This window comes from Streptomyces sp. SAJ15 (assembly GCF_007595705.1).
Taxonomy (GTDB): Bacteria; Actinomycetota; Actinomycetes; order Streptomycetales; family Streptomycetaceae; genus Streptomyces.
On record NZ_NISY01000020.1, the window covers coordinates 102,527 to 116,458 of the forward strand.

Consider the following 13,932-nt stretch of genomic DNA (forward strand, 5'->3'; position numbering starts at 1 on the left):
CCGATCCGGGCCGGGCTGATCCCCGCCGGGACTGACGCCGGCCGGGAACGGAGAGCGGCCAGCAACGGACAGCGGCCGGGAACTGACGGCGGTACGCACGCCCCGGTGCCGCTACGGGCAGACGACCTCGTCGCCCCGCACCGCCCCGTACCCGCCCTTGGTGGGCGCCCCGTCGTCCGCCCGCACCCGCCGCACCTCCCGGTAGTCCGCGCCCACCGTCACCCGCAGCACCGGCCCCTGTCCCGGGGCCTCCCGCAGCTCGGCGCCGGGCAGCGCGGCGGCCAGGGCGCGGGCGGAGCCGTCCCAGCGCGGGTCGTACGTGATCAGGGTGTGGGCCACGCCCGTGTCGGGGGCGTCGTGCGGGGTGCCCGTGGTGGCGAAGCCGGTGGCCCGCAGGGCACGGTCGGCGCGGGCGGCCAGACCGGCGGTGCGGGTCCCGTTGAGGACCTGGACCTGGACCTTCCCCGGGGCCACCGCCACCGGGGTCGGCGGGGCCGGACGCACCCCCGGGGCCGGCCGTCGGTCGGCGTGCTCGGCCAACGGGCGGTCCTCGCGCAGCGCCCGGAAGAGCCGGTCCGCCCGCTTCCGGTCCCAGGTGACCGTCGAGCCGATCTTCGGCACCAGGTGCCCGGCGTCGCTGACCGGCACCGAGGCGAACTCCGAGGAGGCCAGCGTGAAGCCGTGCAGCGCCCGGCCCAGCGCCACCAGGTCGCCGGTGCCGAAGCCCTGGTCCGCGCGGACCGCGCCGAGCAGGGTGGAGGCGACCTCGTTGAAGCGCACCGGATTCAGCAGCACCCCGCTGTCGGTCGCCTTGCGCAGCAGCGCGGCGAGGAAGCGCTGCTGGCGGACCATCCGGGCCAGGTCGGAGCCGCCGTCCAGGTGCCGGGCGCGCACGTACTGGAGCGCCTCCCCGCCCCCCAGCACCCGGCTGCCGGCCGGCAGGTCCAGCCCGGTGTAGGCGTCCTTCAGCGGCCGCGCGGTGCACACCGGCACCCCGCCCAGCACATCGACCGTCTTCATGAAGCTGATGAAGTCCACTTCCAGGTAGTGGTCGATGTGGACGCCGGTCATGTGCTCCACGGTGCGCACGGTCAGCCGTGGCCCGCCCTCCGCGTAGGCGGCGTTGATCTTCTGCCGGTGGGCGGGGCGCCGCTTGTGGGTGACCGGGTCGGTGTACGCGGGGATCTCCGCGTACGAGTCGCGCGGCAGGCTCACCACGCTGGCCCGGCCGTGGTCCGCCGAGAGGTGCACCAGCATGATCGTGTCGGTGCAGTGGCAGGGGGCGCCGCCGAGCTTGAAGCGCTCCTTCTCCTGCGGGGTGATCCGGTCCCGCCCGTCGGTGCCCACCAGCAGCAGATTGGTGCCGTCGCTGGTCTTGGGGCGGTCGCTGAGCCCGCGGAAGACGTCGACCCGCTCGATCCCCGACTCCAGCCCGGCCACCATCGCGTGCCCGATCCCGCCGACGGCCAGCACCAGGGCGGAGGCGGTGGTGGCCAGCCGCAGCCCCCACCGCGGCCGGGTCCGGCGCCGCGGCGCGGGCCGGGGGCGGCGACCGCCGGGGGCCGGCCGTCGCGGCCGGGCCGGGCGCCCGGCGCCGCTTCGGCCCGCCGCGCCGTCCCGCCGGTCCGCGCCGTCCCGCCGGTCCGCGCGGTCGCCGCGCGCCGCACGGCCCCCGCGGTCCGGGTCCGGGCGGCGCTGCGGGCGCGGGGGGCGGGCCGGTGGGGTCACGGGGTCAACGTAGGCCCATACGATGACCGCCGGGCCCGTCCCACGCCGAGGGCGGGGCCCGCTGCCACTCGGCCGGGAGATCCGCTATCCCCCGTTAGCGGTAACGTGGCCTTGATACTGCAGTCACCCGGGGGCGCGCTGCCGTCACCGACGGCTGCCGCCACGGGGCGTACCCCCCGAGGAACGATGTCTGAGCAGCAGCCTCCGGCCGTATCCGTGATCATGCCGGTGCTCAATGAGGAACGCCATCTGCGCAACTCCGTGCGGCACATCCTGGCGCAGGAGTACGCCGGCGAGATGGAAGTGGTGATCGCTCTCGGCCCGTCGACCGACCGGACCGACGAGATCGCCGCCGAGCTCGTGCGGGAGGACCCGCGGGTGCACACGGTGCCCAACCCCACCGGCCGCACCCCCGCCGCGCTCAATGCCGCGATCAAGGCGTCCCGGCACCCGATCGTGGTGCGCGTGGACGGCCACGGCATGCTCTCCCCGAACTACATCGCCACCGCCGTGCGCCTCCTGGAGGAGACCGGCGCGCAGAACGTCGGCGGGATCATGCACGCCGAGGGCGAGAACGACTGGGAGCGGGCCGTCGCCGCCGCCATGACCTCCAAGATCGGCGTCGGTAACGCGGCCTTCCACACCGGTGGCGACGCGGCCCCGGCGGAGACCGTCTACCTGGGCGTCTTCCGGCGCGAGGCGCTGGAGCGGCAGGGCGGCTACAACGAGGAGTTCATCCGCGCCCAGGACTGGGAGCTGAACTTCCGCATCCGCGAGGCGGGCGGGCTGATCTGGTTCTCGCCCGAGCTGAAGGTCTCCTACCGGCCGCGGCCCAGCGTGCGCGCGCTGGCCAAGCAGTACAAGGACTACGGCCGCTGGCGGCACGTGGTGGCCCGCTACCACCAGGGCTCGATCAACATGCGCTACCTGGCGCCGCCGACCGCCGTGTTGGCCATCGCGGCGGGCACGGTGGTGGGCGTCGCGCTCACCCCCTGGGGCCTGGTGGTCCCGGGCGGCTATCTGGCGGCGATCGTGGCCGGCTCCATCCCGGCCGGCAAGGGCCAGCCGCTCAGGGCCCGGCTCCAGATCCCCGTCGCGCTGGCCACCATGCACATGTCCTGGGGCTGGGGCTTCCTCACCAGCCCGCGCTCGCTGGCGAAGAAGGTCATCGCCAGTCGGCGCCCGGCGGTCGTCACCCGCTAGCGCGTCCGTACGGCCGAGGGCCGGACCCCGTGGGGGTCCGGCCCTCGTGCGTCTCCCGGCGCGGGCTCAGAAGCGGTGGTTCGGGTCGATGGGCATGCAGCCCTTCTCGCCGCCGTTGAGCAGGTCCGCGGTCTCCGGCGCCTTGTCGTCTTCCTTCTTCTCCTGCCCCGCGGGCGGCTTGGGGTAGCCGGTGCCCTCGCGCCAGTCGGAGCCGATGACCAGCGTCACCTGGCTGACGGAGGACGAGATGCGCACCGACTTCGCCGGCACCCCCAGCGCCTTGGCGACCGCCTGCGCGTCGGCCTGCTGGTCCGCCTTGGGGTAGGTGATGGTGGTGTCCGCCTGCGACTTGGGCGTGGCGTCGGCGGTCGCCTTGGCGAAGCCGAGCCTGCCGAGCTCCTCGGCGATGACCTTCGCGCGGCCGCTGACCGGCGCCAGGGTGGTGGTGCTGGTGCCGTTCTGCACCATGACCGGGATCTGGTCCTTCGGCGCCGCCTTGTCCTTGGGCTTCTCGCCCTTGCCCGGCTTGAGCTTCTTCTTCGCGTCCTTGCCGTCCAGCGCGACGTCGGCGCGGACCATGGAGAAGAGCTGCTCGGCGTCGGTCGGGTTGGGGACGACGTGTGCCTTCGGCTGCTCCGGGTCGGGGAGCCAGGGCATGGTCGTCATGGTGATCCGGTCCGAGGGCACCTTCTTGAGCTCGTCGCCCAGGTCGTACAGCTTCTTCACGGTGCCCAGGCCCGGGTCGACGACGAGCGCCTTGGTGGCCGCCTCGGCCAGGTCCATCAGCTTGCCGGGGTCGGTCAGCTTGGTGCCGGACTTCAACTCCCGCACCATCGAGCCCATGTACATGTGCTGGGCCTTTGACCGGGCGATGTCGCTGCCGCCCTGCCAGCCGTGCCGGGTGCGCAGCCACTGCAGGGCCTGCTCGCCCTTGACCTTCTTCTCGCCCTTCTCCAGGCGCAGGCCGGAGGACTTGTCGTAGACGTTCTCCTGGACGCAGACCGGCACGCCGCCGACCGCGTCGGCCATGTCCACCACGCCGGAGAACTCGATCATCATGAAGTGGTCGATGGGGACGCCGGTGAGCTCCTCCCAGGTGGCCACCGTGCACCCCGGACCGCCGTGCTGCATGCTGGCGTTGATGATCAACCGGTCGGTCTCCGGATAGACCACGCCGTCCTCGTCCACGCACTCGGGGATCTTCACCCGGGTGTCGCGCGGGATGCTGATCACCGACATGTTGCTGCGGTCGGCCGAGACGTGCAGCAGCATCTGCACGTCCGCGCGGGGCTTGTCGCCCCGGGTGTCCTTGGCCCCGCCCAGTTCCACGTTCTCGTCGGAGTTACGGCTGTCCGAGCCCAGCAGCAGGATGTTCAGCGGGGTCTGGCCGTCCGCGTTCGGCGCGGCCTTGTCGAGCTTGTTCTTGCCGAGGTTGAGGTTCTCCTTGCGGATGTTGCTGTTCAGGTGCTGGTAGTACAGGTAACCGGCACCGGCCGCGGCCAGGATCACGACGGCGAGACCCAGCGCGGACCAGCGAAGTATTCGCACGCCCTTGCCGCGCTTCTTGCGGCCGCTACGGCCCTTGCGGCGGTCGGCCCGACGGCCTCCGCCACCCGGACCGGCCGCGGCGGCGGTGCGGCCCTCTTCCGCACCGGCGCCGCCCTCGTGGTGCCGTGTCTCGGGCTGCGGCGCGCCGCGGCGCCTTCTGGCCCCCCGTACCTCACTGTCCTGCGGCAACGGGCCCTCCCCTTTGCTCGATGGTGCGTCCGACGCGATGGGTGGGCATGCTCCGGACCGTGGTGTCACGTGTGATGGACACGTGTGTCGTCACTTGGCGCAGATGTTCTTGTCATCCGCGCCGACGCGCTGGATGTCCTTGGGCGCCTTGGTGGGGGCGGCGATGGGCGTGCCCGCGCCCTCGAAGTCCGCGCCCAGCGTCAGGGTCATCTCGGCCATCGGCTCGGCGTCGGCCGTGCCCTCCCTGAGCGCGGCGGCGGGCAGCCCCATGCTCGCGGCCAGCCGGCGGGCCTGGTCGGCCTGGTTGGGCGCGTACTCCAGGATGGTCTTCTTCAGCTCCGCGGGGGCGTTGCCGCCGTTGCTGGAGCGGATGATGCCCTCGGTGTTCTGCATCCACTCGACGGTGTCCTGGGCGGCGCCGAACTTGCCGCTGCCGTTGAGCACCTTGACCCGGACGTCCGCCGGCGCGGCCTGCGGGCCCTTGAGCCTGGCGGCCTGCTTGGCCTTGGCGGCCTTGTCCCGCTTCTTCACCTCGGTCAGCGAGACGTCCTGCTTGACCATGGCGAAGAGCTGGTTGGCCTTGGCCTCGTCGACGACCACCGTCTTGTGGTGGGGGCCCTCGGCGGGGTTGTCGATGACCGGGAGGGTGGTGAAGGTGATGTTCTTGACGTTGACCTGGCTGAGGTCCTTGCCCAGGTCCATCAACTTGTCGACACTCCCTATGCCGGTGTCGACGGTGAGCGCCTTGGTGGCGGCGTTCGCCAGCTTCCACATCTTCTTGGGGTTGGTGAAGGTGCCGCCGGACTTCATCTCGCGGATCATCGAGCTGAGGAACTGCTGCTGCATCTTGATCCGGTCCAGGTCGCTGCCGAAGCCGACGGCGTGCCGGGTGCGGACGAAGGCCAGCGCGTCGTCGCCCTCGATGGTGTGCCGCCCCTTGGACAGCTTCAGGTGCGACTTGGGGTCGTCGATGTCCTTGGCCACGCACACCTCGACGCCGCCGACCGCCGAGGAGAGCGTCTTGACCGCGTTGAAGTCGGCCATCATGAAGTGGCTGATCTCCAGGCCGGTGAGCTTCTCGACGGTGCGCCAGGTGCAGCCCGGGTCGCGCCCGCCCTGACCCAGGCTGGTGTTGAAGCGCACCTGCCGCTGGCCCGGGATGGTCTTCTTGGTGTCGTCGTCCTGAATGGTGAAGCAGTCCGGGATGTCGGTGATCAGGTCGCGCGGGATGGAGATCGCGGTGGCGTTGGTCCGGTCCTCGGACACATGGAAGAGGATCGTGGTGTCGGCGTGGCCGACGCTGCCCTCGTCGCCGTACCCGGTGTTGCCCTTGCCCTCGCGCTTGTCGGTGCCGATGACCAGGATGTTGACCGGGCCGTCGATGACCGCGGCGTTCTTCTCGCCGACGTCCACCTTCTTGATGTTGCCGTTGAGGTGTTGGTAGACGAGGTACGCCGCGACCGAGCCGCCGACGAGCAGGAAGGCCAGCGTGCCGCTGCCCCAGTACAGGGCCTTCTTGGCCTTGGACTTCTTGGGCTTCGGCTTGCGGCGGCTGGGAGGACCGACGGGGCCGGCCTTGCCGCCCCGGCCGCCGGTGGCGTCGGCCCGCTCCGGGGCGCCCTTGGGCGCGGCCCGGCGTCGCCCGCCGCGCTGCTCGGGCACCGTCCCGCGGCCGCGACCGGCGGATCTACTGGGCGTCCGGGCCTCGGAGGCGGGCGCCGGCTCCCCCTGGGGGTCCAGCCGCAGCTCATAGCTGCCGGTGTTCGGGTCGAACACCCACTGATCGGCGGGGTCGATGTCGCCCGCTCGCCCATGGCCTTGCGCGTCCACGGTCGCCTGTGTCCTCCGTCGGTGCCACGCGGCGCCTCCCCCTCAAGGCGCTCGGTTGGTCATCGTCTGCATCACGTCTGCATCAGTGCGCGGCCGCTGGTCGAGCGCACCGGAGCGCTCACACTATCCGCCCAGTTCAGCGTCGAGCGACGCCGGTGACAAATTCCACTCCCCTACAACTGGGCAATCTTCCCAATCTTTTCGAGATCTCTTCGAGACCCATTCGGAACGAAGGGTGCGACCTTTGGGCCTGTCATCCCCACTTGTCCAGTTTATTTGGCCGTTTACTTGCACATTCCCTGTGCGGCCATGGCCCCCGCGTAGGCCGACGGCTTGGCGGCCGGCGCCCCCTTCTTCTCCGCGACCTTCTCACCGACCTTCTCACCGACCTTCCCCGCGACCTTCCTCTCGCCCCTCTCCTCGACCTCCTTCTCGACAGTCTTCCGGTCGTCCCCGGCCGGCGCCGCGGCGTTGCCGTCGTCCCGGATGGTCTCCGCCCGGGCCACCGTCACCGGCTGGTCCAGGCGTACCTGTCGGAAGAGCTGATCGGCGTCCGGCTGCACCAGCTCGTCCCGGTTGGGGTTGTACGTGTACGGCTGGCGCGGCACGGTCAGGAAGCGGACCCGCTCGTCGGGGATGTCGCGCATCGCGCGGATCAGGTCGTAGAGCCTGCGCAGCGAGCCCAGGCCCGGATCGGTCGTCAGCGACTTGGTCGCCGCGTCCAGCACCGGATACAGCCGCCGCGGATTGAACAGCACCCCGTTGCTGTGCACCTTCTTCACCAGCGCGGCGAGGAACTGCTGCTGGCGGGCGATGCGCCCGGTGTCGCTGCCGTTGCCGATGCTGTAGCGGGCGCGCACGAACCCCAGGGCCTCCTCGCCGCGCAGCACCTGCCGGCCGGCCGGCAGCTCCAGCTTCGCCTCGTCGTCGTCGATGGGCTCCTTGAGGCACACCTCGACGCCGCCCACCGCGTTCACCATCTTCTTGAAGCCGCGGAAGTCCACGATGACGTGGTGGTCGACCCGGATGCCGGTCAGCTTCTCCACCGTGCGGATGGTGCAGGCCGCGCCGCCACGCTCGAAGGCCCAGTTGAACTGGGCGAACTGCGGCTTGCTGCGCTTCTTCTTCGCCAGCGCGCAGCGCGGGATGTCCACCATCAGGTCGCGCGGGACGGAGACGGCGGTCGCGCTCTCCCGGTCCGCGGCCAGGTGCAGCAGGATGGTGGTGTCCGAGCGCTGGGTGCCGAAGTTGCGGCCGTACTGCGCGTTGCCCTTGCCGGTGCGCGTGTCCGAGCCGATGAGCAGGACGTTCTGCGCCCCGCGCACGACCGAGACCGGCCGTTCGGCCTCGTACAGCTCCAGCTCGTTGGCGGTGTCCGGGTCGGTCGTGATGTTGTCGTCCAGCCGGTCGTAGAGCCACCAGCAGATGCCGACCCCCGCCAGCAGCAGCACCGCCGTGCCCAGTGCCAGCCGGCGGAGCCAGCGGCGGTGCGGGGTCGGCGGTGTCGGGGCGGGCGGGTCAGTGGTCACTCTTGCGTCCATCCCTCGCGGAGCCGGCGGCGGTGAACCGTGTGGGGCCAACCGTGCGGGGGTTGTCGATCACCGGAGCGGACGTACGTGCCCCGCACAGGGTTGTACGTATCCACGATCATCGCGCGGCGGGTGCGGCGAAGCGCGTGGCTCGGCCCGTGCGTCCGCCGGACGGCTCACAGAGGGAGGATGCGCGGCGGGTGGTCGCGCCCCCGCGGCGGCACGCCGTGGAGGCGGCGGCACGCGGCGCGGGGGCGGTCCGCCGCGGAGGTCGTACAGGGTTCGCGGATCAGCGGGCGACGGCGGTCACGCGCTCGTCCTCCCGGCGCTTGGCGAGGCCGTCCTCGTCGAGCCGGTCGAGGTGGCGGCACAGGACCACGGAGCCGCCCGCGGCGAGCGGGGCGAACAGCCCGGCGGAAAGCCCCTCCCAACTGTCCCAGTCGAGCCCGGACAGCAGCCGCGAGCCGGGCCCCAGGCCCCGCTCGGCGGCGTCCGCGCGGGCCCGCTCGACCACCTGTGCGGCCGTCAGCTCCACACCGCCCACGGTCAGGGCCGGCGCGTCGGGGTCCACCGGGGCGTACGGCGCGAACCGGTCGCCCTGGCTCGGCACCTCCACCGCGTAGTCGGCGAAGCCCGGCGGCGGCTGCGGGAAGCGGCCACCGAGCGGGCGCAGCGCGAGCGCCATGCGCTCCCCGGAGCAGCCGCGCGCCTCCTCCAGCCGGTCCGGCCCGCTGACCACGAGATCGGCCGCGGCCGGGTCGCCCGCGACCTCGGCGACGACGCCGGTGGAGGAGCAGGCCAACAGCCAGACAGCCGCCTGCCAGTGTGCGGGCAGCAGCAGTGCCAGCCGGTCTCCCGGTCCGGCGGCGAGATCGCCCTGGAGCAGATTGGCGGTCTTCGCCACCCAATTGGCGAAGGTGGCCACGGACAGTTCGACGCGCTCGCCGGTTGCGTCGTCGTAGAAGGTGACAAGCGGCCGGGCCGGGTCCGCGGCGAGCGCGGATCGCAGCAGGTCGGCGGGGGTGCGATCGGTGGCGTTCATCGTCGTCAGATTACGCGGCGCCGGACGGGGGCGGGTCGGGAACGGGCGGGGAGGGCCACCGAGTCGGCGGAGCGCCGGGCGGAAAATGCAGAAAATTACGAATCGACATATTTACTGGGCTCTGCCCAGGATTCGCTACATGCGTGCACTACTGGCTACTTCGATCGGTGTCGCCTGCGCGACCGCCTTCGCCATCCCGTTCTCGCTCACGGCCCCCGCCGGAGCCACCGGGGCTGACAGAGCCGCACCGGTGCGCTACCCCGCGGGGCCGCCGGGCGGGACCCAGTCACTCCCCCTCACCCCACCCGGCGGGCTGAGTCGGTCCCTCGCCGCGTCCACCGTGCGGCGAAGCCTGGTGGCCCCCGAGGTGCGACCGTTCTCGCTGCTCGGCGTCGCCTGGAGCGATCCGCAGGCCCAGCCGCCCGGCCGGGTGCAGGTGAGCACGCGCGCGGGCGACACCGGCCGGTGGTCCGCCTGGCAGGACCTGGAGACCCATGTCGAGGACGCGCCCGACGCCGACTCGCCCGAGGGGTGGACGGCGCGGACCCGCGGTGCCACGGCCCCGCTCTGGGTCGGCGAGTCCGACGGCGTCCAGGTGCGGATCAGCCCTGACGAGCACCGCGCGAACGCCACCCTCCCCGAGGGGCTGAGCCTGGAACTGGTCGACCCCGGCGACGACCCCTACGAGGAGGAGCGGCCGCCCGAGGACGACGAGTCGTACGACGAGCGCGACGACGAGCTGGATGACGGGCGCTACGACGAGCGGGATGACGCACGTTTCGACGAGCGGGAGGACGCACGTTTCGACGAGCGGGATGACGAGGACTTCGAGGACGACCCGTACGAGGACGACGGGCGTGACGACGAGCGGGATGACGAGCGTTTCGACGAGCGCGACGACGAGCGGGATGACGGGCGCTACGACGAGCGGGATGACGAGGACCTCGAGGACGAGCCCGACGCGGGGGTCGACGGGGGCCACGACGACGACTCCGGCTCGGGCTCCCTGCACGACGACGAGGACGACGAGGACGACGAGCAGGGCGGTCCCGGCGGGGACTCCGACGCCTCCGAGCGGGAGGACGAGGACGCCGGCTTCCCGGAGCTCGAACCCCCGTACGTGATCCCCGACGCGCCCGACGAGGGCAGCGCGGCGCGCCCCCACCGGGCCCCGCGGCCGCGCATCATCACCCGCGCCGGCTGGGGCGCCGACGAGAAGCTCCGGGACCGCGGCTTCGTCTACACCAAGACGATCAAGGTGGCCTTCGTGCACCACAGCGCCACCGGCAACAGCTACCGCTGCAAGCAGGCCCCCTCCGTCTTGCGCAGTATCTACCGATACCACGTGAAGAGCAGCGGCTGGCGCGACTTCGGCTACAACTTCGCCGTCGACAAGTGCGGGAACATCTACGAGGGGCGCGCCGGGGGCCCGGCCAAGCCGGTCATGGGCGCCCACACGCTCGGTTTCAACAAGGACAGCATGGGCATCGCGGTCCTCGGAAGCTACAGCACCTCGAATCCGTCCCAAGCCGCGGTCAAGGCCGTGGCGAAGGTCGCAGCCTGGAAGCTAGGACTCCACGGCAGGAACCCGAGCGGCACCATTCAGGTGGTGTCCGGCGGCGGCAACAAGTTCACAAAGGGAACGAAGGTCAGGCTGAAGGTGATCTCCGGTCACCGGGACGGCTACAGCACCGAATGCCCCGGCGCCCGGCTCTACGGCAAGCTCGGCTCCGCCCGTAGCGCCGCGTCCGAACTCCAGGGCCGCTGAACGATCGGCGAGGCCGCGGGCCGGCGGCACCGCGGCGGCCCGGGCCGGGCGCGGGCCGGACCTTCGCGGCTGCATACACTGGCCGCCGACCCGGCGAGCCCCAGCAGGAAGCAGAGACGAAACCTTGGCAGACGCGTCGAATTCGCCCGAAGCGATCCTCCTGGTCGGCGGCAAGGGGACCCGGTTGCGCCCGCTCACGGTGCACACGCCCAAGCCGATGGTCCCGGCGGCCGGCGTCCCGTTCCTCACCCACCAGCTCGCGCGCGCCCGCGCCGCCGGAGTCGAACACATCGTCCTCGCCACCTCGTACCTCGCCGAGGTCTTCGAGCCGTACTTCGGCGACGGCTCGGCGTTCGGCCTGCACCTGGAGTACGTCACCGAGGAGGAGCCGCTGGGCACCGGCGGGGCGATCCGCAACGTCGCCTCCCGGCTGCACTCCGGCCCCGACGACCCGGTGCTGATCTTCAACGGCGACATCCTCACCGGCCTCGACATCCCGGCCCTGGTCCGCACCCACCGCGACAGCGGCGCCGATGTCTCGCTGCACCTGACGCGCGTCACCGACCCGCGCGCCTACGGCCTGGTGCCGACCGACCCCGACGGCCGCGTCACGGCGTTCCTGGAGAAGCCGCAGACCCCCGAGGAGATCGTCACCGACCAGATCAACGCGGGCTGCTACGTCTTCAACCGCTCGGTCATCGACACCATCCCGGCCGGCCGCCCCGTCTCCGTCGAACGCGAGACCTTCCCCGGCCTGCTGGCCGCCGGCGCCCACCTCCAGGGCATGGTCGACTCCACCTACTGGCTCGACCTCGGCACCCCCCAGGCGTTCGTCCGCGGCTCCGCCGACCTGGTGCTGGGCCGCGCCCCGTCCCCGGCCGTCCCCGGCCGCTGCGGCGAGCGACTGGTCCTGGACAGCGCCCGCGTCGCCCGCGACGCCAAGCTGACCGGCGGCACCGTCATCGGCGCCGGCGCCCAGGTGGGCGCCGGGGCGCGCATCGACGGCAGCACGGTGCTGGACGGCGCCGTCGTCGAGGAGGGCGCCCAGGTCCACGACTCCCTCATCGGCGCCCACGCCCGAATCGGCGCGCGCACCGTCCTGCACGGGGCGGTGGTCGGGGACGGCGCCCTGGTCGGCTCCGACAACGAGCTGCGCGACGGGGTACGGGTGTGGTGCGGCGCCGACATCCCGGCCGGCGCGGTCCGCTTCTCCTCGGACCAGTAACCCGACCGGGGACGGCTACATCGCGCGGAAGTCCCGCACCGAGAAGCGCGGCGCGCGGCGCGGCGGCGTCCGCCCGGAGAGCAGGATCAGCCGGGTCGCGCGGTGCCGCTGCCCCGCGTACGGAGCCAGCAGCTCCAGCATCGTGGCGTCGTCCGCGCCCCGCTCGCCGGTGAGCGCGTAGCCGACGATGCGCGGCAGGTGCAGATCGCCCACGGTCACGGCGTCCGGGCTGCCGTTGCTGCGCTGCAGCGTCTCGGCGGCGGTCCACGGCCCGATGCCCGGGATCGCCTGGAGCCGCGCGGCGGCCTCCTCCGTCGCCATGCCGGCCGCCTCCTCCAGCCGCGCCGCCACGCGCGCCGCCCGGACGACCGCCGCCGCCCGCTTGGCGTCGACGCCGGCCCGGTGCCACTCCCAGGACGGCACCAGCGCCCAGCCGCGCGGGTCCGGCATCACCCGCATCCGCTCCGCCTCGCCCGGCCCCGGCGCGGGCTCGCCGAACCGCCACAGCAGCAGCCGCCAACCGCGGTACGCCTCGTCGCTGGTGACCTTCTGCTCCAGGACCGAGGGGATCAGCGACTCCAGCACCAGTCCGGTGCGGCCCAGACGCAGCCCCGGGTTGCGCCGATGCGCCTCGTGCACCAGCCGGTGCCGCGGCACGAACGCGGACGGGTCGTCCTCCGCCCCCAGCAGCGCCGGCAGCCCGTCCAACAGCCACCGCGCCCCGGGCCCCCACGCCTCGCCCAGCACCGCGTCACCCTCGCGGGCGATCCGCAGCGTGCCCGGCCCGTACGGGGTGCGGCTGGCGCGCCACACCGCGCCGTCCGCCGCGACGCGGAACGCCGGGTCGCCGGGCCCGCGCCGCAGCGGCCCCAGCGTCACCCCCAGGTCCAGCGGCCCCTCCGGCGTCCACCGCCGCCGCGTGCCGGTCCCGACGGCCTGGCCACGCGTCGCGGGCACGACGAGCCGGCCACCGCGCACGGTGGTCCGCGTCGTCCGTTCGCCCGACATGGTCCCGTCTCCTTCAGCCCCGCCCTACGAGCCTAGGCCCCTCCGAGAGCGCCCCCGTCGACGAGGGGGTGCCTCTTCGCCCCCTCCCGCCGCGTACGGCTTCCGTGCCGGTGGAGGTACGTCGGGGCGCCCCCGCCACGCGCTGGTGCTCCGCGTGCCCCTCAACCGGCGCTACCGCGCCGGGGGTCGTTTCCCCGCCCACCCGCCCGTTCACCCCAACCCGCGGGGTGAGGCGGGGCCCACGCGGCTTCCGTTCCACGGGGGGTGGGGCTTGGTTGTCGGGGGCACGCCGGGGTGGCCCCGCCACGCGCCGTGCTCCGCGTGCCTCTCGACCGGCGCTACCGCGCCGGGGTCGTTTCCCCGCCCACCCGCCCGGCACCCCGACGCGTGGGGTGGGGCGGGGGCTGTGCGGCTTCCGTTCCACGGGGGGTGGGGCTTGGTTGTCGGGGGCACGCCGGGGTGGTCCCGCCACGCGCCGTGTTCCGCGTGCCCCTTGACCGGCGCTGCCGCGCCGGGGTCGTTTCCCCGCCCACCCGCCCGGCACTCCAACGCGTGGGGTGGGGCGGGGGCTGTGCGGCTTCCGTTCCACGGGGGGTGGGGCTTGGTTGTCGGGGGCACGCCGGGGTGGCCCCGCCACGCGCCGTGTTCCGCGTTGCCCCTTCACCTGCGCTGCCGCGCGTGGGGGCTGTTACCCGCCACCCGGGTGTCTCGGGGTGGTCCCGCCATGTGGCCGTGCTCGGCGTGCCCCTTGACCGGCGCTGCCGCGCCGGGGTCGTTTCCCCGCCCATCCCCGGTATCCCAACGCGTGGTCGGATGCCTGCGGGGGCTGGGGCGGCGGGTGTTTGGGGCGTCGGGGGAGGGG

The 13,932-nt window shown here is 73.0% G+C and carries 9 protein-coding genes; 3 read left to right on the top strand and 6 right to left on the bottom strand.

Annotated elements, in window-relative coordinates:
• Positions 1-111: 111 nt before the first annotated feature.
• On the bottom strand, positions 112-1,728 hold the full coding sequence (locus CD790_RS31915; protein ID WP_186319352.1) for an LCP family protein: 1,617 nt from the start codon (positions 1,726-1,728) through the stop codon (positions 112-114).
• 186 nt (positions 1,729-1,914) lie between these two features.
• Between CD790_RS31915 and CD790_RS31920 the strand changes: the two genes are divergently transcribed.
• Positions 1,915-2,931: a glycosyltransferase family 2 protein gene (locus CD790_RS31920; protein WP_144386872.1), complete on the top strand. Its 1,017-nt coding sequence runs from the start codon at positions 1,915-1,917 to the stop codon at positions 2,929-2,931.
• A gap of 66 nt (positions 2,932-2,997) precedes the next feature.
• On the opposite strand, the gene CD790_RS31925 is transcribed toward CD790_RS31920, so the two are convergent.
• The 4 genes from CD790_RS31925 to CD790_RS31940 all read right to left on the bottom strand — a co-directional run bounded on the left by CD790_RS31925 (position 2,998) and on the right by CD790_RS31940 (position 9,069).
• Positions 2,998-4,668 carry an LCP family protein gene (locus CD790_RS31925; protein WP_144386873.1) on the bottom strand — a complete coding sequence of 557 codons (1,671 nt, stop codon included), beginning with the start codon at positions 4,666-4,668 and terminating at the stop codon, positions 2,998-3,000.
• Positions 4,669-4,758: 90 nt separating this feature from the next.
• On the bottom strand, positions 4,759-6,498 hold the full coding sequence (locus tag CD790_RS31930; protein WP_144386874.1) for an LCP family protein: 1,740 nt from the start codon (positions 6,496-6,498) through the stop codon (positions 4,759-4,761).
• A 284-nt stretch (positions 6,499-6,782) separates the two neighbouring features.
• Positions 6,783-8,027 (bottom strand): LCP family protein, encoded by a 1,245-nt coding sequence (locus CD790_RS31935; protein WP_260868044.1) that lies wholly within the window; start codon positions 8,025-8,027, stop codon positions 6,783-6,785.
• A 289-nt stretch (positions 8,028-8,316) separates the two neighbouring features.
• On the bottom strand, positions 8,317-9,069 hold the full coding sequence (locus tag CD790_RS31940) for a TIGR03089 family protein (protein ID WP_144386876.1): 753 nt from the start codon (positions 9,067-9,069) through the stop codon (positions 8,317-8,319).
• 139 nt (positions 9,070-9,208) lie between these two features.
• Here CD790_RS31940 and CD790_RS31945 point away from each other — a divergent pair, with 139 nt between their 5' ends.
• Together CD790_RS31945 and CD790_RS31950 are read left to right on the top strand one after the other, a co-directional pair.
• The gene (locus CD790_RS31945; protein WP_222108330.1) at positions 9,209-10,837 is read left to right on the top strand and encodes a peptidoglycan recognition protein; all 1,629 of its coding nucleotides are present in this window, start codon (positions 9,209-9,211) and stop codon (positions 10,835-10,837) included.
• A gap of 124 nt (positions 10,838-10,961) precedes the next feature.
• Positions 10,962-12,062 carry a sugar phosphate nucleotidyltransferase gene (locus tag CD790_RS31950; RefSeq protein WP_144386877.1) on the top strand — a complete coding sequence of 367 codons (1,101 nt, stop codon included), beginning with the start codon at positions 10,962-10,964 and terminating at the stop codon, positions 12,060-12,062.
• A 15-nt stretch (positions 12,063-12,077) separates the two neighbouring features.
• On the opposite strand, the gene CD790_RS31955 is transcribed toward CD790_RS31950, so the two are convergent.
• Positions 12,078-13,070 (bottom strand): DNA-3-methyladenine glycosylase, encoded by a 993-nt coding sequence (locus tag CD790_RS31955; protein ID WP_144386878.1) that lies wholly within the window; start codon positions 13,068-13,070, stop codon positions 12,078-12,080.
• Between the last annotated feature and the right edge of the window lie 862 nt (positions 13,071-13,932).